The sequence below is a fragment of the Candidatus Protofrankia californiensis genome (genome assembly GCF_900634765.1).
Taxonomy (GTDB): domain Bacteria; phylum Actinomycetota; class Actinomycetes; order Frankiales; family Frankiaceae; genus Protofrankia; species Protofrankia californiensis.
In genome coordinates this window covers 1-25,077 of the sequence record NZ_CAAAFT010000232.1, presented here as the reverse complement: position 1 = coordinate 25,077, position 25,077 = coordinate 1, and the positions used below count along the sequence as shown (strand labels likewise).

The window sequence follows — 25,077 nt, the reverse complement described above, 5'->3', positions numbered from 1 at the left end:
GTGTGACAGTGGAGTTACACCGTTGTTCTTACAGTCCCTTCCCAGCGGGACCGTGACCGCTCTGCGGTCGGGTCAGCGGCCGGCGGCCCACCGGGCGATGTGCGCCGTGACGGTTTCGCGGTCGGTCCGGGGGCGGCGGGTCTGCCACACCTGGTGGGCGGCGGTGAGCTTGCCGACGAGCTTGTCCAGGAGCGCCTCTCGCTGCTCAGCGGGCAGCGGCGGGCCGGTGAGCAGCTTGGTGTAGCGGACGGTGTCGACGATCGCGGACTTGACCCGTTCGTGGGCGAGATAGATCGGAAGGTCCGCCTCCCAGCCATCGGAGGGCGGGCCGGGCACGGCGTCCGCCCAGCGGCCGAGGAGTGTGTCGTGTTCGTCGGGTTGGTAGGCGGTCTTGTGGAGGTGGACGGCGAGGTCGTAGACGGGGTCACCCCACAGCGCCAACTCCCAGTCGAGGAAGTAGGTCCGCCCGCCGGAGAGGATCATGTTCTTGCGGTGGATGTCGGTGTGGAGGAGCCGAAACGGCCGGGGCCGCAGCCTGGCCCAGGCGTGCTCGATCGTGGTGAGGGGTGCGGTGGGTATGCCGAGGTCGTCGAAGAGGCAGCCGTACTCGGGCAGGAAGCGGGTGTGGACGTCGGCGGTGACCGCGGACAGCCAGCTGGCGAAGGAGGTGGTGTCGCCGTCGTCGGGCCAGCCTGGCGGGGCGGACGGTGTGTGGTCGCGGGGGACGGCGCCGAGTTGCGCGAACAGGTCGGCGACATCGTCGAGGACGTGGGGCGGCACGCGGACACCACGTGGGGCGAGATCGTCGAGAAGCTGCCCGGTTATGCACTCGTGGACCTGGAAGCGGGGGTTGTCCTGGGTGTGGAGGAGGCGGGGGGCGCGGGCAACCGTGCCTCGGATGGCGCGTAGCACCTCGGGTTCCGGCCAGATGGACAGGTCCATGACGTCGCTTCCCGGGATGGGAATACGGACGATCACCGGGCCGGTCGGGGTGTCGAGCGGGATGTTGTCGTTGTAGAAACCGGAGGTGGCGTCGGTGCGTTCGAGTGCCGCCCGGTACAGCTCGTCGGGTTTCCAGACGTGGCCGTCGAGGAGTTCGGCGGTGTACGCGCGCAGACGCTGTTCGATCGCGTCGAGGGTGTCGAGGGGCTGGACCGCTGTTCGGGCCCGGCGAGCGGCGGTGGTGACGGTGCTGTCGGTGACGCCGAGACAGTCCATGGTGTGAGCGGCGAACAGGACGAAGGTGGGGTAGACGTCAGCGGCCTCGAGTTCCTCGACGGTCCGGCGCAGCGAGGTGACCGCTTCGTCCATCCGTCCTCGCAGGGCGTGGAGCAGGCCGGTGTAGAGCTCGGCGCGTGCCCTGCCCGAGCGGTAACCGGCCTGGTCGAGAGCGTCGCAGGCCGCGTGGAGCGCGGTGTCGGCTGCCTCGAGATCACCGAGCCGGAGCCGGGCGACGGCCAGCGCGGTGTACGCCTTGCCGAGTTCGTGGCGGGCGCCGATGTCGTGTTGGACGTCGATGGCCCGGCCCGCTTCGTCGACCGCCTGACGGGGGTCGACAAGGCAGAGCAGTTCGGCGCGGTTGGTCTCGAGATTGGCGAGGCCGAGTGTGCTGCCGGATGCCTCGTAGAAGGCGGCGGCCTCATTGAGGTAGCGGCGGGCGGCGTCGAAGTCGAAGGCGAAACGGCCGGCGAGGTGGCGTAGCCGGGCGACGTCACCTCGGAACTCGGCGTCGTCGGCGGGGGCGAGGGCATCGAGGTCGGCGGCGAGGGCTTCGGCATCGCGGAAACGGCCCTGCGCCATATGCAGGTCGCAGGCCCACAACCCCGCCTGTAAGCGGGGCGTTCCGGTGGCCTGCTCCCACACACGGGTGAACAGGCGGAGGGCCGGGCGGGTGTTGCCGGCGATGCGCTGGCCGTTGCCGGCGGCGACCGCCAGCCGGGCGCCGACCGCCGAGGTGAGGTCGGCCGCGGTGGCGGACTCGATGGTGATGCGGACCGCGGTTGAGGAGTCACCGAGCCGGACGGCGGTTTCGGCTTCCAAGCACACCAGAGCCTCGGGCAGGTCGCCGCCGTCACCGGAGGGTCGGAGCGCCAGCCAGTTACGGAGGTCGTCAGTGAGCCCGGTGGCGGCGCTGTGGCCGCCACGTCGTATGGCCCGGTCGGCGTAGTCGAGCAGCTCGGCACCGCCGATGACTCCGGCGGCCAGACCGTGGAAGACCGCTTCGCGCAACGCCTGAGCGCTCGCGGGCCCGTCATCCTCGGCGGTGAACGTGTCGGCCCGTTCCTCCCACAGCGCGCGCAGGGCGGTATGGACGTCATGCGTGACGCTGGCGGGTAGGCGCGCGGCCAGCGCCGCGCCCATGAGCTGATGGAAACGCAGCGCGTCACCGGCAGGGTAGACGAAGGAATAGGAGGTCAGGGACTCCCAGGCGAGCCGGTCGGCGGGCAGGTGAAACCGTGCGGCCAGCAGCCGGAAGACTTCGTAATCGAACAGCCGGGCCGGGCTGAGGACCTCAAGGGTTCGGATCTCGTCAGCGGCGACGTGCTCGAGAAACCGGGCGAGGATCTGCGACTGGGACACGGCCGCGTGACCGGTGGCGTCGGGCTGCTGGTAGGTGTCCACAGCCAGGTGGAGGTAGAACGGCAGGCCCGCGCTCGCCTCGGCGACGGTGTGCCGGTGGGCCGGCTCGGCGATCCCACCGGCTTCGAGCAGGTCGAGGCGGGCGGCCATCGGCAGGCCGCCGATGTCGCGGACCCGGACGACATCGGACCACTCGGGGTCGTCGGTCTCCCAGCGCAGCGGTTCGCGGCTGGCGACGACGACCAACCCGGTGTCCAGCTGGGCGCACAGGTCACGCAGCCAGCCGTCGGCCAGGTGCGCCCGGCCGGACCGGATGGGCGCCGGGACCAACGCCTCGTAACTGTCGACGAACAGCACGTACGGTTTGTCGGTGCTGCCGTCGCGCAGGTCCGCGGCGAAAAGATAAGTCACGGCGTCGGCGAGGTCGCTGTTCGGCAGGTCGTCGAGTGTCTGAAGAGTGTTGTCCCGCCGTACCCGCATCCGGCGACGGACATCCGACGAGCCGCGTTCCAGAATTCGGATCAGTCCGCGCGCCGTGCCGAAGAACGGGAGGCCGGCGACCGTGTCGACGACATCGGTGAGAATCGAGCTGCCGTCCAGAAACGGCAGTTCGGCCTTGTCCAGTCGCAGGTGCGGATGGAGACGCTGCCACAGCACTGCGTAGGCGATGTCGAACCGATCGAAGTGGACACCCTGCGCGCCGAGTTCGCCCCGCAGCACGGCGAGGGCGTCCTCCTGCTGGCGCAGCGCCGGTATCTGCAGATCGAGGGTCGCGGTGCGGTGGGCTTGGTCGGCATGGTCCTTCAGCTCGCGCAGGAGCCGGGACTTCCCGATGCCCCCGACGCCGGTGAGGTTCAGGATGCGTGGCCCGTCACCGGGACGCCCGAGCTCGGCGGTGAAAGCCTCAAGCACCGGTTCTCGGTCGACGAATTGCCGTTGCAGTGCGGCGACTCGACGGAATCTCGGCGCGGGGACCATGGCGCACTCCTGGCGTTATTCGGCTGTCGGAATTCCTGGTATCGCTCGGCGACAGCGGTTACGGGGCAGGGGTTCCCGGCTGTGACCAGAGCACGCGGATGGCGGCGGTTATTCGTCCACGGATGGCTGGTCCCGGTATTTTCTGATCCATTCCCGGACCTGTTCTTCGTCCCAGACGCGACCGCTCCGGGTCGTGCCGATGGGAGCGGGGAACGTCTCGCGGCGACTGATCTGATCAGCGCGTTTGCGTGAGACGCCACCAAGGAGCACAGCGACGTCGCTGATCGTGATCAGGACCACTTTTCCCACGCTAAGTCTTCACATCTGGGGAGTTCCCAGGGTGGAAGTCCTCGGCTAGCGTGTCGCGAGTGACCACGTTCCGAACACCCTCGACACCGCACCGCGAACAACCGCATACTTCCCACGGGGACGAACCGTCCTGGAGGCGCCCGTGGACGCTGCACAGCCATCTGCTACCGGCATGCTCGACCGACGGCGGGCGCTGCTGGCAGGGAGTGGGCTCGTGACGGCGGGTCTCCTCGGTGACATGCTCGAGCCGACCACTCCCGACCAGCTGCTCGACTTCGCCCACACCATCGACGGGGCATTCGAGTACCTACCCGCCCGCCAGATCGCCTATCTGACGCGCCACGCCGACAAGCACGGGCGGATGATCCTCGCCGACTGCGACCGAGGATCGCCGGACTACGTCAAGGCGTGTACCGCCGTCGGCGTCCTAGGCGCGACCAGAGCAGCAGCCCTCTTCGATCTTGGTGAACGCACCCGCGCGAACACTCTCTACGGGAAGGTGTTCGATGACCTCGGCCGGGGTGAGCATCCCGAGGGTCAGCTCTGGGTCCTCGGCCGGCAAGTGATCCACGAGGCGTTACAGGCACGGCCCATGCTCGCCATCACGCAGGCCGCCCAGGCCCGGGGGTTTGCCGTCCGGCACGGCCTCGTGGGGCATCCCAGTTGGGTGCGGTTGCTGGTCCAGGCGGAAGCACGTGCGCTGATCGCCACCCGTCAGATCGATCGTGCCGAATCGGTCCTAGAGGAGGCTGCCGATGTCATGACCGCCGCGCCGCCCACTCCGGTGATCGGGCTGCATCAGAAAGGAATGTCCGTCGCCGAGTTCTCCGTGTCCATGGCAACCCGCTACAACGAACTCGCCGACGCCGAACCCCGACAGTCCGACGCAGGCGACGACCGCACCCAAGCGGTTTCCTACGCGGTGGCCACGTGGCCGGACCTTGACATGGCCGGTGCGACAGGCCTTCGTTCCTATGCCCGGCTGGAACTCGCCCGGGTCGTCCTCGACGACGACCCGGACACGGCGGCGGATCTGTTGATCGACGTTGCCGACGTCTCCCAGCGACGCCCCGTCGACCATCTGATCGGCCAGTACCACACCCTCGCCCGGACCATCGCCGACCGTGACGTCAGACTCGGCCGGCAGCTCGCCGACCGTCTCCGTGAATGGCGTGGACCCACGCCGGGCGGTGGTGTCACCCGGCGCTTTTTCGCATAGCCCGAGCCGTCCCGGTCTGTCTGGCACTCCGGGGGTGAGTCCATTCCGTCCAGCACAATCACGACACGATAAGGCCCTCCGGGGCTGCTTGGCTCGGAGGCCTCATCGTGTCGTGGGCTCTCGATACCGGTCATATCAGGCTGCCGCGTCCTCGCATGCCAGTACGGCCAGATAGCCGCATGCTGGCTGTGGAGTTGATCCTCAACAGCGTTGCGGGGGCACCAGCTGAGGGTACGCACCGGCCCTGCCGAAGTGGATGCGGCCATCACAACTGACCGGCTCTACACAGGCCGGAATCGCCGTCAACATCCTGCCCGATCTAATGCTCAGAGCCGGGGAAACCCGCGCTCCGAGCTGGGTCGAGACCGTCTTACCACACGGCCGACTCGGCCTCCCTCCCATGGCCGCGGGGAAGACCGTGTCCAGCAGATCACCCGTATCCGGCCGGACAGAAAACCCCCGCGCGGGCGGGGACGACCGCACCCAGACAGATGCGGCGCCGGCCGTCCGAGGAAGATCCCCGCGCGGGCGGGAACGACCAGACGCCCGAGAGTCTCCGGCCTCGCGAGAGGGGAAGATCCCCGCGCGGGCGGGGACGACCCGCGCATCGGATACAAGGCCTCGGCCGAGCAAGGAAGATCCCCGCGCGGGCGGGGACGACGCGATGGCGGCCAGTACCTCCGGGTCTGAAAGGGGAAGATCCCCGCGCGGCGGGGACGACCCTACCCCACGTGACCCCTGACGCTAAAAAATCGGAAGATCCCCGCGCGGGCGGGGACGACTCCGGACGAACAGCTACCGGGGAGACTGCCGAAGGAAGATCCCCGCGCGGGCGGGGACGACTTCCAGAAGATCGCCAGCTTGACCACGCCGGTGGGAAGATCCCCGCGCGGGCGGGGACGACCACTCCGGCAGTGCCACCGGCGTCTCGCCACCCGGAAGATCCCCGCGCGGGCGGGGACGACAGCAGACGATGGTCTACCCGTTCGTCGGCCGGGGGAAGATCCCCGCGCGGGCGGGGACGACCCCAAGTCCGCCGACTCGCTCCACCAAGAACGCGGAAGATCCCCGCGCGGGCGGGGACGACAAGCAGGGCAGCGGCCTCGATCCGCCAGATGCTGGAAGATCCCCGCGCGGGCGGGGACGACGCCGGCGCCGAGCCCATGGGCGACGTCGTCCAAGGAAGATCCCCGCGCGGGCGGGGACGACAAACGTCCAGATCAGCGTACGTAGAGCGACTGGGGAAGATCCCCGCGCGGGCGGGGACGACCGGATACTCGGCCATCTCGAACACGTTCCACGCGGAAGATCCCCGCGCGGGCGGGGACGACCTCGCCGAGCGCCACGAGATGCTGCGGACAACCGGAAGATCCCCGCGCGGGCGGGGACGACTGACGGACGAGGTGCGAGCACCGCGTCACGTACGGAAGATCCCCGCGCGGGCGGGGACGACTTGGCGCCCATGCGTATGCGCCCGATCTCGCGGGGAAGATCCCCGCGCGGGCGGGGACGACGGGAGGCGGCGCCCTTGCGGGCCGGCTTACCCGGGAAGATCCCCGCGCGGGCGGGGACGACGGAGCGTGTGATCCTGCCTGTCGCGAGTCGCGGGGAAGATCCCCGCGCGGGCGGGGACGACCAGGGATACCTGGACCGGGACATCCTGCCCGAGGGAAGATCCCCGCGCGGGCGGGGACGACGGCCGGGCAGCCCGGCCGCCCGGTACACGGAGGGGAAGATCCCCGCGCGGGCGGGGACGACCGCACGTCTGCAAGCCGGTCAGCTACCCTCCCGGGAAGATCCCCGCGCGGGCGGGGACGACGGCCTGGCCCGCTGTGCCGTCCGCTGCTGGCCAGGAAGATCCCCGCGCAGGCGGGGACGACATACGATCGCAACAACCCACTAAAGCCCCTGCCAGGAAGATCCCCGCGCGGGCGGGGACGACCGACTGCGAATCGCTGGCTCGTGCGCGCCGGAGGGAAGATCCCCGCGCGGGCGGGGACGACACGGCGGAGGAAGTGGCGAGGCTTGACCCGCACGGAAGATCCCCGCGCGGGCGGGGACGACCGGACGTGCACGATCCTGCCGTGGCCGGCGATGGGAAGATCCCCGCGCGGGCGGGGACGACTCACCCAGCCCTGCGGAGCCCGTGGCAAACCCGGGAAGATCCCCGCGCGGGCGGGGACGACTACGGCACCCCCGTCGGTCGCCCCGGGTGGCTGGGAAGATCCCCGCGCGGGCGGGGACGACACCGCTACCGGCAGCATCAGCGGATAGCGGGGCTGGGAAGATCCCCGCGCGGGCGGGGACGACCCAGGCCCGAGGAGCGAGCGTACGGTGAACCGAGGAAGATCCCCGCGCGGGCGGGGACGACTACTGAGTGCGGAAGGCGAGATCTTCGCCGTACGGAAGATCCCCGCGCGGGCGGGGACGACCACCGGATACGCTGACCAGCCAGACTCTGGGCGGGAAGATCCCCGCGCGGGCGGGGACGACTACCGCCGCACCGACAGCCGCGCTGTAACCAGCGGAAGATCCCCGCGCGGGCGGGGACGACGACATGACGTCCTGCCTGATGGAGCTGATCCAGGGAAGATCCCCGCGCGGGCGGGGACGACGGGTTTTCGGCAGCTGATAGCCGAGCGAGATGCGGAAGATCCCCGCGCGGGCGGGGACGACCTGTCGCTCCAGGCCCTTGATGCGCGGACCCACGGAAGATCCCCGCGCGGGCGGGGACGACTTGGCGACGGCCAGCCGGGCGGCGGCATCCGTCGGAAGATCCCCGCGCGGGCGGGGACGACGGGCCGAGGCTCGTCACCTGCCACGTGCGGCATGGAAGATCCCCGCGCGGGCGGGGACGACGCATGTGGGCCGAGGCGCTAGGAGAGGACGTTGGGAAGATCCCCGCGCGGGCGGGGACGACAGAACAGGCCCGTCATCCAACACGGGCTTGCGGGGAAGATCCCCGCGCGGGCGGGGACGACTTTATGCTCGCGGGGCATGACGGCGCGCTGGTGGGAAGATCCCCGCGCGGGCGGGGACGACGGACATCACGCCGAACAACAACATCGACTCCGGGGAAGATCCCCGCGCGGGCGGGGACGACAAAAACCAAGACCAGAAACGATCGTCTACCTGTGGAAGATCCCCGCGCGGGCGGGGACGACTGTCGGCCGCCGCACCCACCACCACCTGAGGAGGGAAGATCCCCGCGCGGGCGGGGACGACGTCGACGACGCGACGCCGCCAGCCGCCTGTCGGGGAAGATCCCCGCGCGGGCGGGGACGACGCGGGAACAAGCGGGCTATCGGTATGCGAATGGGGAAGATCCCCGCGCGGGCGGGGACGACGCTGCGTCCAGGGCTACGGCCCGGGCTGCGTACGGAAGATCCCCGCGCGGGCGGGGACGACGGATCTCATTTACGATGAAGCAGACTCTGATAAGGAAGATCCCCGCGCGGGCGGGGACGACACGGTCCGCCGTGCCAGCGCCAACCTGGCGCTGGGAAGATCCCCGCGCGGGCGGGGACGACTCTGCTTCGCGGCGTGCGACGTAGTCGGGAACGGGAAGATCCCCGCGCGGGCGGGGACGACAGTGAGCCACATGCGATGATCGTTGCATCGTAGGGGAAGATCCCCGCGCGGGCGGGGACGACCCACGCCATCATCGCGCCCTTGACCACGAGGATGGAAGATCCCCGCGCGGGCGGGGACGACAGCCGATCGACGCCGGTGCCGTTGACGGTGCCGGGAAGATCCCCGCGCGGGCGGGGACGACGAGCAGATAAAGCGGGTATGCGCGTGGTGAGCGGGAAGATCCCCGCGCGGGCGGGGACGACCCTTGTGCGAATGCGAGTCTTGCGCTCGATCCAGGAAGATCCCCGCGCGGGCGGGGACGACGTCATCGAAGCCGCAGACCTGCGCGGCGCGGGCGGAAGATCCCCGCGCGGGCGGGGACGACGGCAAACCCGTAGGTGAAATACTGGTCGACAGCGGAAGATCCCCGCGCGGGCGGGGACGACGCCCTGCGCCGCGTCCTGGCCGGCGGTGACGCTGGAAGATCCCCGCGCGGGCGGGGACGACACGCCCGGCTGTTCACCCAGCCGGGCGCCCCAAGGAAGATCCCCGCGCGGGCGGGGACGACATCCCTCCAGGGATGATGAGTGCCCCGGGCCGGGGAAGATCCCCGCGCGGGCGGGGACGACACCGCGGCCGACGTCGGGTAGGACACCTCGGTCGGAAGATCCCCGCGCGGGCGGGGACGACGCCACGCTTGTTGTGCTGCCTGTCAGCACGTACGGAAGATCCCCGCGCGGGCGGGGACGACAAATAGAAGCCTGGCTAGAAGTGGTGTCCACCGGGAAGATCCCCGCGCGGGCGGGGACGACGATCTCCCCGACCCGAGCGTGGAGATCGAGAGAGGAAGATCCCCGCGCGGGCGGGGACGACCCCTGCTCGATCGCGAGAAGAACGTTCGCCGGGGGAAGATCCCCGCGCGGGCGGGGACGACCGCTGCAACACCATGCGGCGCTCCTGCGTGATGGGAAGATCCCCGCGCGGGCGGGGACGACGTGCTCACCGTGCTGACGCTGGTATCGATCGCGGGAAGATCCCCGCGCGGGCGGGGACGACGACACCGACGTCATCCACGGGCTCGTCCGCGAGGGAAGATCCCCGCGCGGGCGGGGACGACGAGCTCGGCGTCTGTCTGGTTGGCCACCCAGGTCGGAAGATCCCCGCGCGGGCGGGGACGACCTCGTGACGTCGGAGCCGTCCGGGCCGGACCTCGGAAGATCCCCGCGCGGGCGGGGACGACGTCAGCGACCACGCTGGACGGCACGACGCGGCAGGAAGATCCCCGCGCGGGCGGGGACGACGTGCCAGATATGGTCCACGCCGGCCGCCACCAGGGAAGATCCCCGCGCGGGCGGGGACGACCCGTGGCAGGAAAACGATCTCGTGGCCTTCGATGGAAGATCCCCGCGCGGGCGGGGACGACCACGCCGGTGTCGGAGCCGCGCAGCGTCGTCGGGGAAGATCCCCGCGCGGGCGGGGACGACCCACGGAACGTCGACAGGAAGCGGCTCACAATCGGAAGATCCCCGCGCGGGCGGGGACGACGTACGCGGCTCGATCTTCCCGCCGGACGGGAGGGGAAGATCCCCGCGCGGGCGGGGACGACCATTCGACGGTCAGCAACACGAGCCGGTACACGGGAAGATCCCCGCGCGGGCGGGGACGACCTGCACCGGGACGGCGACCGGAGCCGGGCGGAAGGAAGATCCCCGCGCGGGCGGGGACGACTGCGCCAATGTGGCGCTGAGCAGAGAGCAGATAGGAAGATCCCCGCGCGGGCGGGGACGACCGCCGTGCCGGCCTGATGCCAGTCTCTCCGGAGGGAAGATCCCCGCGCGGGCGGGGACGACGTTGAACGAGTCCACCCAGAACTTCCCGGCGCGGGAAGATCCCCGCGCGGGCGGGGACGACAGCGCCCAGCGCCGACAGCACGGATACGAACAGGGAAGATCCCCGCGCGGGCGGGGACGACCAACAGACCGAAACCCTTAGCCGTGATCGGCACGGAAGATCCCCGCGCGGGCGGGGACGACGGCGTAGAGCACCTGCACGCCGTCGATGCCGGGGGAAGATCCCCGCGCGGGCGGGGACGACGCCGGGGCACGACTTGCTCCCACGGTGGCGGAGGGAAGATCCCCGCGCGGGCGGGGACGACAGGTTGCGTTCGGCCGTGACGCTCCCAGCGACGGGAAGATCCCCGCGCGGGCGGGGACGACTCGGACAACGTGATCCTGTGGCCGAATTCTCGGGGAAGATCCCCGCGCGGGCGGGGACGACGTCCCCGGGAGGGTTCGGATGGCCTGAGCGGGGGGAAGATCCCCGCGCGGGCGGGGACGACCCGCCCCCTCAGATGTTCATGGTCTTGGTGGAGGGAAGATCCCCGCGCGGGCGGGGACGACTCCCACGGGCGGACGCCGAGCAGATGTGCCGCGGGAAGATCCCCGCGCGGGCGGGGACGACTGGTCCAGTGTCCGCCGTCTGGACGCCAACCGGGGAAGATCCCCGCGCGGGCGGGGACGACGGAAGACGGTCCTCGGTGAGCTCCTGGTCTTCAGGAAGATCCCCGCGCGGGCGGGGACGACGCGACGGTAGTTGTTACCCCTGCGGTACCGGTAGGAAGATCCCCGCGCGGGCGGGGACGACGGGCAAACTGCGACCGGCCTACTGACTCAGGGAGGAAGATCCCCGCGCGGGCGGGGACGACGCCGTGCCGGCGTCCGTTCTGTCCAGCTCGTTGGGAAGATCCCCGCGCGGGCGGGGACGACTGCGTGCCCGCAAACCGGGCCGTGCTCGTGCCCGGAAGATCCCCGCGCGGGCGGGGACGACCACCAGCCATCTTGTGACCGGAGCCCGGTGCGGGGAAGATCCCCGCGCGGGCGGGGACGACGCCCAGTTGACCAGTGCGGGTTTCGGCAGGCCGGGAAGATCCCCGCGCGGGCGGGGACGACTACACCGACAATCTGTACTCGATCGACTACTAGGGAAGATCCCCGCGCGGGCGGGGACGACACCGTTACCGAGCCGGCCTCGGCTGCGCCGGCCGGAAGATCCCCGCGCGGGCGGGGACGACCACGATTCCTCCTCAGATCATCCAGACGTTCGGGGAAGATCCCCGCGCGGGCGGGGACGACAGAAGGTCGACGAAGGCCATCTGCGCCTGGCGCGGAAGATCCCCGCGCGGGCGGGGACGACACCGGGTTTTACATCATTGGCGGGTCGGTCACGGGAAGATCCCCGCGCGGGCGGGGACGACAGCCCGCGCAGCCGCTCCATCTGATGGGGCACCGGAAGATCCCCGCGCGGGCGGGGACGACCTCGTCAGGCAGTCGCTCACGGAGATGGCCGGTGGAAGATCCCCGCGCGGGCGGGGACGACTCCGCCTCGGCCCCCGTGGCGCCTAGGCGGGCGGGAAGATCCCCGCGCGGGCGGGGACGACCACCAGCCATCTTGTGACCGGAGCCCGGTGCGGGGAAGATCCCCGCGCGGGCGGGGACGACTCACCCCGGCCGAGCGGCACACCCCGGGCGATGGGAAGATCCCCGCGCGGGCGGGGACGACTGTGGTCGTACCGCCCACGCTGCATCCCATCGGGGAAGATCCCCGCGCGGGCGGGGACGACGCTTGAGTTGTGCCCCATGATGACCCAGACTCGGGAAGATCCCCGCGCGGGCGGGGACGACCTCGCCAGCATCCAGACGCGGATCACCGAGGCGGGAAGATCCCCGCGCGGGCGGGGACGACCTCGCGCTCGCCGAGGTGCCGGCCACCTACCTGGGAAGATCCCCGCGCGGGCGGGGACGACGAGCGAACGATCGCGCTAAGCGCCACCCTCGGGGGAAGATCCCCGCGCGGGCGGGGACGACGGCGCGGGCGACGGAGCGGGACCGGTCGGCGCCGGAAGATCCCCGCGCGGGCGGGGACGACGCCAGGGAAGTCCTCGAAGGCCGGCTCGCCGCGGGAAGATCCCCGCGCGGGCGGGGACGACCTGATCGCACACGCGAACAACAGCGGAATCCGGGGAAGATCCCCGCGCGGGCGGGGACGACGCGGGACCAGGTGGTCCGACTGCTGGAGCGTGGGGAAGATCCCCGCGCGGGCGGGGACGACGTGAGGATCAGGCCGGGTGGCACGCCGTTGGTGGGAAGATCCCCGCGCGGGCGGGGACGACGACTTCTGGGAGTTCACGCCCAGTCACTCCGCGGGAAGATCCCCGCGCGGGCGGGGACGACCCAGCCGGAACGGCGCGGGTCAAGGCAACCGCGGGAAGATCCCCGCGCGGGCGGGGACGACTCTCCACCGAGGTCCACCCCTGGCTGGCGTAGCGGAAGATCCCCGCGCGGGCGGGGACGACTCCGTCACCCTGGACCCGAGCGCCGTGTACGGGGGAAGATCCCCGCGCGGGCGGGGACGACTTCGCCTTGCGTCTGCGCGGGCCGCGCATGAGCGGAAGATCCCCGCGCGGGCGGGGACGACTCCGGAGCGTCTCCGGAGCATTCGTGGTAGCAGGGAAGATCCCCGCGCGGGCGGGGACGACGCTCGGCCTCGACGCGGGCGCTGCTGCCGGCCAGGAAGATCCCCGCGCGGGCGGGGACGACTCTCCCGGTGCAGGCCCCGGCGGACCGTGAGCGGGAAGATCCCCGCGCGGGCGGGGACGACTCCATCCGGGCGAGCAACTCACCCGTGGTGCCGGGAAGATCCCCGCGCGGGCGGGGACGACTCCGCTTGAACAGCCGGCGGGCCAGGATCTCCGGGAAGATCCCCGCGCGGGCGGGGACGACGATCTCCTCGTCTTCGTCAACGGCCACGGGCGGGGAAGATCCCCGCGCGGGCGGGGACGACCACCGCGTCCGGGACATAGCCGGTGCAGGTGAGGGAAGATCCCCGCGCGGGCGGGGACGACCTGCTCACCGCCGTCGCCGCGGGTCTGCCTGAGGGAAGATCCCCGCGCGGGCGGGGACGACGGCAAATACCAGCTGGGCGTCCCGTTCACGGTCGGAAGATCCCCGCGCGGGCGGGGACGACGATGTGCAGCGGCCACGTCGAGGCCCTGTTCGGGGAAGATCCCCGCGCGGGCGGGGACGACACCTCAAGCCCGGCCTGCGCGTAGGAGAGCAGGGGAAGATCCCCGCGCGGGCGGGGACGACGCGCCACCGGCGACCGACCAGATCGGCGTGCCGGGAAGATCCCCGCGCGGGCGGGGACGACCGCCGTCGCGCGGCTGGATGAGGACGAGTTCGAGGAAGATCCCCGCGCGGGCGGGGACGACCACTCGCCACCTTCGAGCATCCGGCCACCCGACGGAAGATCCCCGCGCGGGCGGGGACGACGACCAGCCGGAGGGGACTGTAGAGGGGGCCGCGGGAAGATCCCCGCGCGGGCGGGGACGACTCGCCAGCGCCAGATCAGCAGCTGGCCTCGAGCGGAAGATCCCCGCGCGGGCGGGGACGACATCATCAAGAACTGCAAGTTGCGCTGAGTGATAGGAAGATCCCCGCGCGGGCGGGGACGACCACCGCGGGCCCCAAATAGAAAAGCGCTCACCGGGAAGATCCCCGCGCGGGCGGGGACGACGCGAAGGATCGTGGCCGTCGGTCGTCGACTGCCGGAAGATCCCCGCGCGGGCGGGGACGACTAGCAGTCCACGACAATCGGCACCTGCCCGTAGGGAAGATCCCCGCGCGGGCGGGGACGACCCGGCCGGTCCGGGACGCCCACTCCTCCACCTCGGAAGATCCCCGCGCGGGCGGGGACGACGTGGAGATCCACGCGGGACGACGCACGGAACGCGGAAGATCCCCGCGCGGGCGGGGACGACCCCCACCGCTTTGCGTTGGTCGCGACTGCACCTGGAAGATCCCCGCGCGGGCGGGGACGACCTTCGCGCGCCGACTGGACGAACCAGGGAAGAAGGAAGATCCCCGCGCGGGCGGGGACGACTAAAGAAGATCGCGCGGCTGTCTCTCGCCACTCGGAAGATCCCCGCGCGGGCGGGGACGACGCCTCCCCGTTCGGGGCAATGTGCGGCCCGTAGGGAAGATCCCCGCGCGGGCGGGGACGACCGTCGGCGTGGCGGGCGAGGCTCAGTAGCGAGCGGAAGATCCCCGCGCGGGCGGGGACGACCCGCCACGGCGGTCTCCGCGCGGGCGTCTGGGCGGAAGATCCCCGCGCGGGCGGGGACGACATCCGCTCGCTGGGCGCCTCGTGCTCTCCGGGCGGAAGATCCCCGCGCGGGCGGGGACGACACTTGCTGACCTGGGCTTTTATCGACGGGGACGGGCGAAAAGTATCAGTCCGTCGTAGTCAACAGGGTAGCCGCGGTCACGACCAGCGGTTCGTACGGCCCATCCTTGTTCGTTGTTCGCCGGTTCGATCATGACGGCTTGGCCGTCGCCGACGCGTTGGGAGAGCACGGTCCAGAGATGGTCGCGGACACGGGCGCTGGGGTTACCGACAAAGACTCCTGCTGTGATTTCGATCATCCAGCGTGTCAGGTGGCCGCGCAGACCTTCGGCCGCGGCGACGAGGACGACGACGGTCACCAGGGTGGTGGTTGCTGGTCGACGTCGGGTCCGGTGACGCCGAGGACGGTGTCGCCGTCCCATTGGTCGGCCAGGTCGGCGGCCCAGTTGACGCCGCCGGGTACGTGGCCGTCGAACTCGTCCCACAGGTGCATGGCGTCGTCGTCGCGGTCGTGGGCTCCTTCCTCAAGCAGAAGATCCTTGATGTCGTGGACGATTCTTGCCATCAGGTGGCCGTCCGCGACTTTGTCCCGGAAGGCTGTGCGGATGTCTCTTTCCTCGATGTGACCGGATGCCGCGAGGTCGAAGGCGAGGGGGATCGTGTATTCGGCCTTGTACAGGTCGGCGATGTCCAGGACGAAGGAGGTGGCGCCTCCGGTGTGGACGAATCCGAGTGCCGGGCTGGCCCCGATGCCGACGATCGCGGCGTGGCAGATGCCGTAGAGGCAACTGTGTCCCGCGGACAGAAGTCGGTTGACGTCGTCGCCGGCGGCGTAGGGGTCGCCCGGGGTGTACACACGGCGGTTCCATTCCACGCCTGTCCGTGCTGCGTGCTCACGGTAGATCTTCTTGACGCGGGCGCCCTCGCGTCCACGCAGTTGTTGCATGGTCGCCTGGGAGACGTCCTCGTCGGGAAAGCGTTTTCCGTACATGTGCCGGGCGACTGCGAGTCGTTCCTTGGTCCGCGTCACCAGGTATGCCTGCCGCATGAGCAGTCCGGCGCCGCGGCTGGGGCCGAGGCCGGCCGCATACATCCGCACACCCCGGTCACCTACCCAGCACATCGCGGTGCCGGAGTCCGCGAGGAGCCGGACCGCGGCGCTGGTGACCCGGGTTCCGGGGCCGACGAGTACGGTGGCGACGAGGGCGGCGGGCACTCGTACGGTGCGTTCGCGGTTCACGAGGACGACGGCGTTGTCGTCGCGGTCGATGTGGCACTTCTCGACGTAGAGCGTTGAGATCCGGTCTTCGATGCGGTGCAGGTCCTGCGGGTTGGACAGCCACCACATGTCAGGTGCCGCCGGGTGTTGTCGGGCTGAGGGGCGCGAGGGTGAACAGGCCGCAGCCGTAGGCTTTGGCCGGGCCGACTCCGTGGAGCAGGGTGTGTCTGGCGCGGTGTGGGTCGGTGACGCGGACGGCGCCGTCGAAGGTCGCGGTGCTCAGGACGACGCGACGGCTGGTGGCCATATCGCCCTTGGGTGTCTTGGGGAAGGTGAGACGTTCGCGAGCGGACAGCCGGAGCGCGGGGCCCGCGTCTTCAATGTCGATCAACGCGAATCCCCAATGGTCGATGCGGGTCGTGAGCCAGGTGATCTGGTGACCGGCGGTGCGGTGGGGGACGCGGACGCCGCGGGGGCGCGGCTGCGCGAGCTGTTCTTTCTGGCTGGTTGACGGGTTGGTGGGCGAGCGGGTTGCACTGACCGGGTTGGCGCGGAGCCGGAAGCGGAACTCGCGGCCGTTGTCGAGGCGGTCGAGTAGCGGCTGGTAGTCGCGTACCAGGGCTTGGGGTTCGTCGGAGTGCGGCCAGCTGGCCTGCTCGACGATGTGCTCCCAGGACGGCGTCGACTCCGTCAGGACAAGTAGCTCGGCACGGTGGGGCTGGCCGGCTTCCAGACGCCACAGCACCCGTTCGGTGACCGGCTGGCGGCTGAGCCCGCCGAGCACGGCGGCGTGCATCTTCTCCGGGCTGCGCAGCAGCCCCTGAGCACCCCGGCGCAACGGGTTCAGCCAGATCCGCGACAGGTATGTCATGGGGTCACCATCCGAGGAGAGCGAAGGGATCGTGGTCCGGTGGGCTGTCGGCGTCGCCTTCCGCTGTCTCGTAGGGCGCTGGCAGGTGGACCCATGTCTGACGGACCCGGCGGGCGGTGAACGACCGGTGGCGCGGGTCGAAGGTGCTCGGCAGGTCCATGCGGACGTCCTCGCCGTCGAGGTCGTCGAGGGTGACCGGCAGGCCGATGCGCCGGGGGCGCGGGCGTTGCCGTTGCAGCTTGTCGCGGTGGGCCTTGCCCGCCTGCCATGGCACCTGTTCGAGAACCTCCAGCAGCGTTCCCGTCCAGACGGTGGCGTCCGGCTGGCCGGCGGGGGTGAGCAGGAGGGGCTGGGTCGGCGGGCAGGCACGGCGTCCGAGCGCGAGTGGGAACGCGGGGTTGCGCAGCGCCTCGGCGAGTGTGGCCAGGACGGGGTCGGGCGCGGCGACCGCGACGACGAAGACGGCGTCCTGCAGGTAGAAGCGTTCGGTGACATGGGTGTACTTCGCCGGTGACGTCGGCTTCTGTGTTCCCTTTACCGACACCGACGCCGACGGTAGCGGCACGCCCCGGTAGTCGCTGACCGTGTGGTAGTCACGCAGCAGAGTGCCGGGCTGGTCGGTCCGCACGCCGAAGGTGAGGTCGAGCAGGTCCTCGATCGGGTCGGTGCGACGCCGGCCCTGCGCGGCAGCGAGCAGGCCGACCAGGCCGCTCTTCGTCGGTTCGGCGAGGGTCTCACGGCGGTTGAACATGCTGGTGCCGCCCCAGGACTGCACCGGGCCGGCCAGGCGCAGCACCAGGCAGCCGGTTGCGGGCGGGTTCATCGGTCGGCGCCTTCGATCCAGCTCCTGGCGGCTGTCACGACGGTGTCGACCACCTCGTGGAATGGTTTCGCCGCGCCGAGCGACCCGGCCAACGTGGCGGCGGCAGCCGGGTCGCCGGGCGTGCTGTAGGTGGAGGCGACGAGTACGGGCCGACGCCCCCACAGCGTCGTCGCGGTGGTCATCTCGTCGGCGAATCGCTGGACGGACGCGGTGAGAAGGCCCCGGCCGTCGGGGCGGACGGGGTTCTCGAACGCCGAGACGAGGTTGACGGGCTGGTCGGAACGGATGGCGACGGTGAACAGGTTCGGAGTGGTGCGGTGGGCGAAGGAGTTGCCGTGACCGGTCGGCATTGAGGTGGTGAACGCGGTGAGGAACACCCGCAGCGCCTCCACGGTTGCCGCGACGTCCCCGCCCAGGTTCTCGGCGAGCTGATGGAGTCCGACGGTGGCGAACCGGTACAGCGTGGCGGACTGGAACTCCACCGTGCCGATCATCCCGGCGCCGGTGTCCTCCTTCGGGTTCTCATCGTCGACCGCGGTGTAGTAGTCGAACTCCACGTCGGTGGCGTGGGTGGACAACGCGTGCGCGACTTGCGTTGCCGCGTCGACGTTCAGCTCGGCCCGGTCAGCGACCATCCGTCCGAACAGGGCCACGTCGATGGGATGGCCGGTGCCGAGGGTCTGCCGCACGGGCACGTCCTTGACGGCCGCGGTGAGCTCGGCATCGTCGAGACCGGACAGCCGCGGCAGGTCGTCTTCGATGAGATCGATAAGCCGTTCGAGCTGGGGACGGCCGAAGAACAGCAAGTAGGCGGTCTCGGTGGCCTTCTTGCCCGGTTTGATTCCCAGTTCGGCCAGGACGCTGGTGGCGATCCGCGTGCTCGCCTCGGGGTCGAGCTGGCAGCGGGTCGCGAGGCGCTCGGCAAACAGCGCGGAGATCTTCTTGGTGCGTGTGCCGAGCTGGCGCGGGTCGACATGGTCGGCGAACGCGGTCCGCGTCGCCCGCTTCCATGCCTGGGACGAGACGCGGGCGCGCCTGACGCCACCGTAGACGGCCTGTTTCGGCGTGCCCGCGTCGTCGCGGTTGAGGTTGGACGGCGGGACGGTCTGCAGGATGTGGACATCGACGTAGCAGGGCATCGGCATGTGCTTCTTTCTAGAACTGGGGCAGGGCGAAGGAAGGACTGCGTGGTTGGTGCGAGGCGTGGAGCGGAAGGGCCAGATGGATGGTCAGGTGGACGTGGTGCCGGCACGGTCGCGTCCGAGGAAGTACTGGGCTCCCCATCGGCGCCGCACCTGCCCGACCCTTTCGGGATGCTGCCAGTCGACGAGATCTCGCAACAGCTGGGTGTAGTCGAGACTCTGCGGAACCTGCCGCAGCTGGCGGACCAGCCCCCGCAGGTGGTAGGCGGCCTCGTCCAGCGATGTCGCGGTCGCCGCCGCGTTGAAGCGGCGGTCGACGGCATCCGGGCTGAACCTGTCGCTGTCTCGCAGCGCGAGGAGGGCCGCACCGAGGCCGGTCCCGAAACGGTGCGCCGGCGACGGCAGGGACTGCTGGTGCACGGCGTACAGGGTGAGCGCGACGTGCTCTGCCCGCAGCCGGGCTGTGAGACGACCCTCGCGGTCGAGTGCTGTGTAGTAGCGCCACATCGCCGGCACGCTGCCCGGCTCGCGGCCGATGCCGCGGCGCAGCGCGGCCAGGTCGGCTCCGTCGGGCAGGTCGCCGGTGTGGGCATGTTCCCAGAACATCGGCCGGCGCGTCTTTTCCGGGGACGCGGGCGGCGCTGCCGGTTCCGCGGGCGGCGCTGAGGCTACATCGGTCATCGGGCCTCTCCCGGTTGTGGTGGTATCAGGCGGCATCGGTGGTGACCGTGCCCAGGACGTCGTTGAGAGCCCGCCGGAAGGACGCCTCGGCGACGGCGAGCCGGGGACCGTAACGAGCGTCGGGGTCACGGCCGAGGAACGTGCTGGGCGCGGCAGTGGACAGGACGGGTTCGGCTACCTCCCACGCCAGCCGGCGGGCGACAACCCGCCACTCCCACTCGGCCTGCTCGGCCTTGTCCGGGCTGCGGGCAAGTCCGGCCAGCAGCCGGCGCACCGTCGGCGTGAAACTGTGGACGAGCACGTCGCCGAGTCGCTGCCCCCTGTCCCACGGCACCTTCTCGGCACCGGCGGCGGCGCGAAGATCGTCGCCGAGTCGGTTGGCTGCGACGCGCAGCCGCTCCGCCTGGTGCGCCACCGCCAGCACGGTGTCCCGTACCACAGAGTCGGCCGCGAGCGCCACCACCGGCAGTGGGATCTCGTCCACCATGACGTCGTCGACAACCGCCGACTGGGTGCCGTACCGGACGCCGACGGTCAGGACGTGCAGGGGAAGATCCTCGGGAACGTACCCGTCCTCGCGCAGCCTGGCGAGTTGGGACAGCAATGTCGGCGCGGTAACCCTGTCGCTGGTTGGGACGGACGTGGCAAGCAGCGCCTCAAGACCGCGCCAGGCCGACCGGCCCGGCTGATGGCGCACCGCCCGGACCGGGGGCTCGTCCGCACGGGGACGCTCGGCCTGCCGCCAGGCGGTGTGCGGCTCCAGGTCGTGTGCTGACGCGTTGAGCCGGTCACCGGCGCTCAGCACCACCCGGCGGACCGTCACACCCCCTGGTGTCGTGCCGTCGGCATCGGTCAGCAGGCGTACCCGCCGGGACTGCCACGTGAGCAGGTCCAGCAGGCCGAGCGCGCCGCGCTCACGCCAGTCGGGACCGGTCGGGGCGGCCCGCCACTGCGGACGGTCGACCGGTCGCAGCCCCTGCGGGATCACGGGCGTGTTCAGCATCAGGGTATGGAACAGGGTGGCACCGACCGGGACGACGACGCCGAGCTGCCCGAGCGGTCCGGTCGGATTCCCCGTCGTCTTGCCGGCCTTGACCCGTGGGTCTCCGACCGCACCGGTCTTGATCGCCGCGGTGTCCCAGCAGTGCGCGGCCAGCAGCGCCCGTGCCGCGCCCGCGGGAGTCAACGCAGGCGGATCGTTCTCGATTCGCGCGCTGAACAGCGGAACGTTGTTGCCGGTGGCAAGCCGGGGGACGAGCAGCGATATCGGTTTCGTCTCGTCCTTCGCCGTGCGTAACCCGGCGACCTGCGCGAACGGTGCTGTCGGGTGGAACAGGTCGAAACGGTCGGCGTGCTCTCTCAGGTATGCCAAGACTAGCTCGGCATTGAACTGGCCTGCTTCCCACCACCGCGACCACTCCTCATCGTCGCGGGGAGCACCGAGCGCGTCGAGCACGGCGGGCAGCAGTACCTGACGCAGCACCGCGACCGCCTCGAGTGGGTTGTCGAGGGCCAGGCCGTCGATCTCCTGCCCCTCGACAAGCGCGTCGAGCAGACTGACCTCGACACGCCTCCCGCCCCGAGTCACCGAAATCCACGGCCGGCTGATCAGGTCGAAACCCGTCATCACGTCCCCCCACGCTCATGCCTGAGCCCGACCTCGTCGTCGTAGGTCAGGCGATGTTTACCGAGCATCACCGACAGCTCGTCGTGTGGACGAGCTCGGATCATCGTCCGATGTGGATAGATCATCCCGGGCCTCCAACTTCCCCATACATCTGGCCTGTGCAGGCTGGCGCCCAGAAGCGACGGGGACCTCGCCGATGGGGGCACCGCCTCGATCGGCTTGGAATACGCGTTCGCGATGACGACGGTGATCTTTCCACCACGCCAACCTGTGTTCGGATTCCTGTGGGATCAGGAGCCAAACGAGATCGACACCTGCTGCGATGGCCGCGATGAGCACAACCGCAAACCACGGCACGCCAGCCATCCCGTGCGCAGCGGTGGTAGCTGTTACCAGCGCCACTGGAAGGCTGCGGCTTTCGCGATGACGCGTCCGGGGCACAGAGGTGCCCCTGCGGCGTGCCGGCATCATGCGGCGACTTGGCGCCCGTCGCAGCCGCTGACGGTGCGCGACGACGGCAGGGGTTGAGGGTGGCAGATCGACACGATGCAGACCGTACCACTGAACCGGGCAGCCGATAGAACCTACAACCGGGCTGCCGAAGAACCGATGCGCGGGTTGGTACGTTGGATGAGCCCAGCCGGGCTGGGGTCGCCCTCGGGCAGCCGTCGAACCGACGTCGTCCCCGCCGAAGCGGGGTTCGCCCCATAAATCGTTGACCGGCCTCTCGGGTACGCCGTCCGCTGGAAGGCCTCGAACCGGTCGGCGTGCCGCCGCAAACAGTCAGGGAATTCACGCTTGGCTGATCAGGTCGAAACCCGTCATCACGTCCCCCGTTCGTGTCTGAGCCCGATCTCGTCGTTGTAGGTCAGGCGATAGGTACCAAGCACCACCGACAGTTCGTCGTCGAGAACTAGCGCCCGCGCTCGTCGTAGCCATGGGTCATGCCTCCAGCCCGGCAGGGACGCCAGGTCAGCCCGCGCCGCAACGGTGATCTCCTTGATCGCCGGAAGTCGGATGGTCGCGCCGACGACCTCCTCCAATACGGAGTCGTCGGATACGGCGGCGTCGCCGTTGGGGCCCAGTGTTCTGCCGCCGAGGGTGAGGTATCCCTCCGGCCCCCGGCGGACGAGCACGACTTCCACGGATTCCTCGCCGTCGCGGACGACCGCGGCCACCTTCTCCTCGTCGTCCAGTGGGGCGGTCGACCGTTCGTGCAGGCCGTCCAGCGTGCGTCTGCCCAGGTCGTCCTCGCCGGACAGCAGGAAACCCGCGGCGTTCGCTTCTCTGCGCCGTTCCCTCTCAGCCCATTCCCGCCGGGCTCCAGCGGCGCTCTCGGCCCATTCCGGTGCTCCGAGCGGCTCCTCGCCGTAACCGGCGGCGACCAGCCCGGGTACGTCCGCCGGTACCGACCATCCGCTGCCCGTTGCCGCGTCGGCGACCAGGGCGGCGGAACGCAGAAGCAGGTGGTCCCCGTACACGGCCCGGCTCCCACCGGGCCACGTCGGCGCAGCGCCCGTCCGCAACAGCAGACCGCTCACGATCACCCTGGGTCGGCGCAGCCTGGGCGGGCGCTGCGAGGCGGGCCGGTCGTGACGGTGCAACCGCCCGACACGCTGCAGTAACAGGTCGATCGGTGCGAGGTCGGTGACGAGCAGGTCGACGTCCACGTCGAACGACTGCTCGGCCACCTGGGTCGCGACTACCACGAGCCGCCGCGGCCGGGCTGCCCCCTCGGGCCGTCCCGGCCGGCCCAGAAGGTCCACCACCCGCTCGGTGCGGGCGGCGCGTTCGGCCGCGACGAACCGGGCATGCAGCAGCACGACGTCGGCGTCGAACACTGGACGCAACGCGCTGTAGACCTCCTGGGCGCGGGCGACGGTGTTGCACACCACCAGCGCGCACCCGCCGGTACCCACCTCCGCCGTGACCGTGGCGGCGACAGCAGCCGGGGAGAAATCCGGGGTCTCGGCGAGCGCCTGCACCTCGACCCTCATCGAGGCACGCCATGAGGACCCGGATGCGACTTTGTCCCACCGTTTTCCGTCCGCCACGCACACCGCGGTAGTGCGTGGGTAACCCTTCGGCGCCGGAAGATCTGTCACATCCACATCACGTTCCTGCAGTGCACCCTGCAGATAGGCGCGGACCAGTTGCAGACGCAGCGACGGTGGCAACGTCGCCGACAGCAGGACGACCGGAACACCGGCGTCAGCGAGCCACCGCAGCGTCTCGAACAGGAACTGCGCCATGTACACGTCGTAGGCGTGCACCTCGTCGAGTACGACCACCCGGCCTGCCATACCAGCGTGACGCAGCATCACATGCTTCGTTCTCGTCGCCGCATGCAGCAGCTGGTCGACGGTGCCCACCGTGACAGGCGCCAGAAGACCCCGCTTCGCGCCGAGGAACCACTCCGCGGCCGCTGTGCCACCGGCCGCCGGTCGGTCACCACTCCCGGAGGCGAATCCGGTTTCTGCGAGGCCGAAGTCGTCGTCCATTCCGTACTCGTCCCGGTCGTCGGCGATATCCGCGAAAGCAACGGTGGAGCGCAGGGCCGCCCATTCCCTGTTGAAACGCGCCCGTCCGTGGAGGAGCCCGATGGGAACGTCGGGATCCACCGACTGCAGCCACGTCCGGACCCGGCTGAACATCGGGTCGCTGGTCGCCTGCGTCGGCATCCCGACGAATATCCCGTCCGCGCCGAACCGTCTGGCCAGCACCTCCGCCGCCACGAGAGCCGCCTCCGTCTTGCCCTCGCCCATCGGGGCTTCAAGGATGAGCAGGCCCGGTGCGGGAATCTCCTCCGCTAGGCGCACCGCATCGGTCTGAGCGGGCCGGGCGGCGACACCGAACCTGTGCTGCACCAGGTCGGGCTGATCTCGTGGCGCCGGCCGGTCGCTTCGCCACCCGCCGCGTAACCCCAGCTTTTCCCACGCCCGCCGGGCACGATCCCGCGATTCCTCGATCGACACGTCGGACAGGCCGGGCTGCCCACCGAAGTGCCGCTCATCGCTGGCGATCCAGTCCGCCATGATGATCAGACCGGACAGTGCGAGCTGACCACCCCGGCGCGGCGTCGCCACATCCGAGAAGGCCCCCAGGTCCAGCCCCAGCTCACCGGTGACCCGCTCGACAAACCCCCGCTGGACGTCGAGCCACCGCCCTCGGCCGTGAGCTACGGGGCTGCCGGGCCTGAGACGGTCCACTCCGGGCACTAGGCCGTGGTGTCCAGCTACCAGCGGCCACACCCAGTTACGAGCCGATGCGCCCCAGCCCGCCTCGCGTAGACAAGTACGGACGACGACGGCGCCCGCCCGCGCATGGTGCCACCGGGCGGCCTGGTCGCGCGTGAGCCCTCGCCACTCGAGGCCGGCAGCACGGACCCGTTCCGCCAGCCCGTCGTCCTTCATCTGGAAGGCGGGAGTTGCCTTTCCCACGTCGTGCAGACCGCACAACAAGGCGAACAGAGAACGCCCCCGACCGCCGCTACAGTCGTCGAGACGGTTCCGTACGACGGTGGACAGAAAACGGTCCCAGACGAGTTCGCCGACCGCCGCGGTGTCGAGCAGATGACCGAGCAGCAGATGCATCGAGCCCTGGGCGTTCGACTTCCCCCACACCACGGCAATAGCTGAGTCCCGCATGACATTCCCCCCGTGTCCGGCAGGTCGGACAGAGCGCATTGAACCACTCGCCGGGCGGACCCCGATCCAGCGGGGTGACATGTGGATCCGTGGGCACGTCGTCCCAGGCCCGCGTCCCATCTGATTGGCGGGATGGAACTCGCTCGGTGGTCCGGTAGGGGCGAAGCTCTGGGTTAGTCGCGTTTTTGCAGGTAGTGGGCTAGATCGGGGTTCAAGTTCCATCCCCTT

12 protein-coding genes and 1 CRISPR repeat array are annotated in these 25,077 nt (G+C 70.4%); of the genes, 1 reads left to right on the top strand and 11 read right to left on the bottom strand.

What is annotated here, in order from left to right; all coding sequences use genetic code 11:
• Positions 1-72: 72 nt before the first annotated feature.
• Positions 73-3,492: an aminoglycoside phosphotransferase family protein gene (locus DD1DGNOD_RS12605; RefSeq protein ID WP_241255680.1), complete on the bottom strand. Its 3,420-nt coding sequence runs from the start codon at positions 3,490-3,492 to the stop codon at positions 73-75.
• 174 nt (positions 3,493-3,666) lie between these two features.
• Positions 3,667-3,867 carry a DNA-binding protein gene (locus DD1DGNOD_RS28030; protein ID WP_206443130.1) on the bottom strand — a complete coding sequence of 67 codons (201 nt, stop codon included), beginning with the start codon at positions 3,865-3,867 and terminating at the stop codon, positions 3,667-3,669.
• Between the two features lie 142 nt (positions 3,868-4,009).
• Between DD1DGNOD_RS28030 and DD1DGNOD_RS12600 the strand changes: the two genes are divergently transcribed.
• A complete protein-coding gene (locus tag DD1DGNOD_RS12600; protein ID WP_131770193.1) occupies positions 4,010-5,086 on the top strand; it encodes a hypothetical protein in 1,077 nt (358 codons plus the stop codon).
• A gap of 753 nt (positions 5,087-5,839) precedes the next feature.
• A CRISPR array of direct repeats spans positions 5,840-14,901; the repeat unit is 28 nt; unit sequence GGAAGATCCCCGCGCGGGCGGGGACGAC.
• 18 nt (positions 14,902-14,919) lie between these two features.
• Here the strand turns inward: DD1DGNOD_RS12600 and cas2e are convergent.
• From cas2e to cas3, 9 genes are all read right to left on the bottom strand, one after another.
• The gene (gene cas2e, locus DD1DGNOD_RS12595; RefSeq protein WP_131770192.1) at positions 14,920-15,198 is read right to left on the bottom strand and encodes a type I-E CRISPR-associated endoribonuclease Cas2e; all 279 of its coding nucleotides are present in this window, start codon (positions 15,196-15,198) and stop codon (positions 14,920-14,922) included.
• Positions 15,195-16,187 carry a type I-E CRISPR-associated endonuclease Cas1e gene (cas1e, locus tag DD1DGNOD_RS12590; RefSeq protein WP_131770191.1) on the bottom strand — a complete coding sequence of 331 codons (993 nt, stop codon included), beginning with the start codon at positions 16,185-16,187 and terminating at the stop codon, positions 15,195-15,197. The genes cas2e and cas1e overlap by 4 nt, the downstream gene beginning before the upstream one ends.
• A 1-nt stretch (position 16,188) precedes the next feature.
• Positions 16,189-16,929, bottom strand: a complete 741-nt coding sequence (cas6e, locus tag DD1DGNOD_RS12585; RefSeq protein WP_131770190.1) for a type I-E CRISPR-associated protein Cas6/Cse3/CasE — start codon at positions 16,927-16,929, stop codon at positions 16,189-16,191.
• 4 nt (positions 16,930-16,933) lie between these two features.
• Positions 16,934-17,752, bottom strand: a complete 819-nt coding sequence (cas5e, locus tag DD1DGNOD_RS12580) for a type I-E CRISPR-associated protein Cas5/CasD (protein WP_131770189.1) — start codon at positions 17,750-17,752, stop codon at positions 16,934-16,936.
• Positions 17,749-18,891, bottom strand: coding sequence for a type I-E CRISPR-associated protein Cas7/Cse4/CasC (gene cas7e / locus DD1DGNOD_RS12575; protein ID WP_131770188.1), 1,143 nt, complete (start codon positions 18,889-18,891; stop codon positions 17,749-17,751). Before cas7e ends, cas5e begins: the two co-directional genes overlap by 4 nt.
• A 90-nt stretch (positions 18,892-18,981) precedes the next feature.
• On the bottom strand, positions 18,982-19,575 hold the full coding sequence (gene casB / locus DD1DGNOD_RS12570; RefSeq protein WP_131770187.1) for a type I-E CRISPR-associated protein Cse2/CasB: 594 nt from the start codon (positions 19,573-19,575) through the stop codon (positions 18,982-18,984).
• A 25-nt stretch (positions 19,576-19,600) separates the two neighbouring features.
• Positions 19,601-21,202: a type I-E CRISPR-associated protein Cse1/CasA gene (casA, locus tag DD1DGNOD_RS12565; RefSeq protein ID WP_131770186.1), complete on the bottom strand. Its 1,602-nt coding sequence runs from the start codon at positions 21,200-21,202 to the stop codon at positions 19,601-19,603.
• Entirely contained in the window at positions 21,202-21,327 is a 126-nt protein-coding gene (locus DD1DGNOD_RS30505) for a hypothetical protein (RefSeq protein ID WP_283234687.1), read from the bottom strand. Before DD1DGNOD_RS30505 ends, casA begins: the two co-directional genes overlap by 1 nt.
• A 699-nt stretch (positions 21,328-22,026) precedes the next feature.
• Positions 22,027-24,849 carry a CRISPR-associated helicase Cas3' gene (cas3, locus tag DD1DGNOD_RS12560; RefSeq protein ID WP_131770185.1) on the bottom strand — a complete coding sequence of 941 codons (2,823 nt, stop codon included), beginning with the start codon at positions 24,847-24,849 and terminating at the stop codon, positions 22,027-22,029.
• Positions 24,850-25,077 lie beyond the last annotated feature (228 nt).

What these genes read in the sequence shown, in the direction of transcription:
- casB (WP_131770187.1), bottom strand. Translation starts at nt 19,575, where the DNA reads ATGACCGATGTAGCCTCAGCGCCGCCCGCGGAACCGGCAGCGCCGCCC.
- DD1DGNOD_RS30505 (WP_283234687.1), bottom strand. Translation starts at nt 21,327, where the DNA reads ATGATCTATCCACATCGGACGATGATCCGAGCTCGTCCACACGACGAG.
- cas1e (WP_131770191.1), bottom strand. Translation starts at nt 16,187, where the DNA reads ATGTGGTGGCTGTCCAACCCGCAGGACCTGCACCGCATCGAAGACCGG.
- casA (WP_131770186.1), bottom strand. Translation starts at nt 21,202, where the DNA reads ATGACGGGTTTCGACCTGATCAGCCGGCCGTGGATTTCGGTGACTCGG.
- cas6e (WP_131770190.1), bottom strand. Translation starts at nt 16,929, where the DNA reads ATGACATACCTGTCGCGGATCTGGCTGAACCCGTTGCGCCGGGGTGCT.
- cas7e (WP_131770188.1), bottom strand. Translation starts at nt 18,891, where the DNA reads ATGCCCTGCTACGTCGATGTCCACATCCTGCAGACCGTCCCGCCGTCC.
- cas5e (WP_131770189.1), bottom strand. Translation starts at nt 17,752, where the DNA reads ATGAACCCGCCCGCAACCGGCTGCCTGGTGCTGCGCCTGGCCGGCCCG.
- cas3 (WP_131770185.1), bottom strand. Translation starts at nt 24,849, where the DNA reads ATGCGGGACTCAGCTATTGCCGTGGTGTGGGGGAAGTCGAACGCCCAG.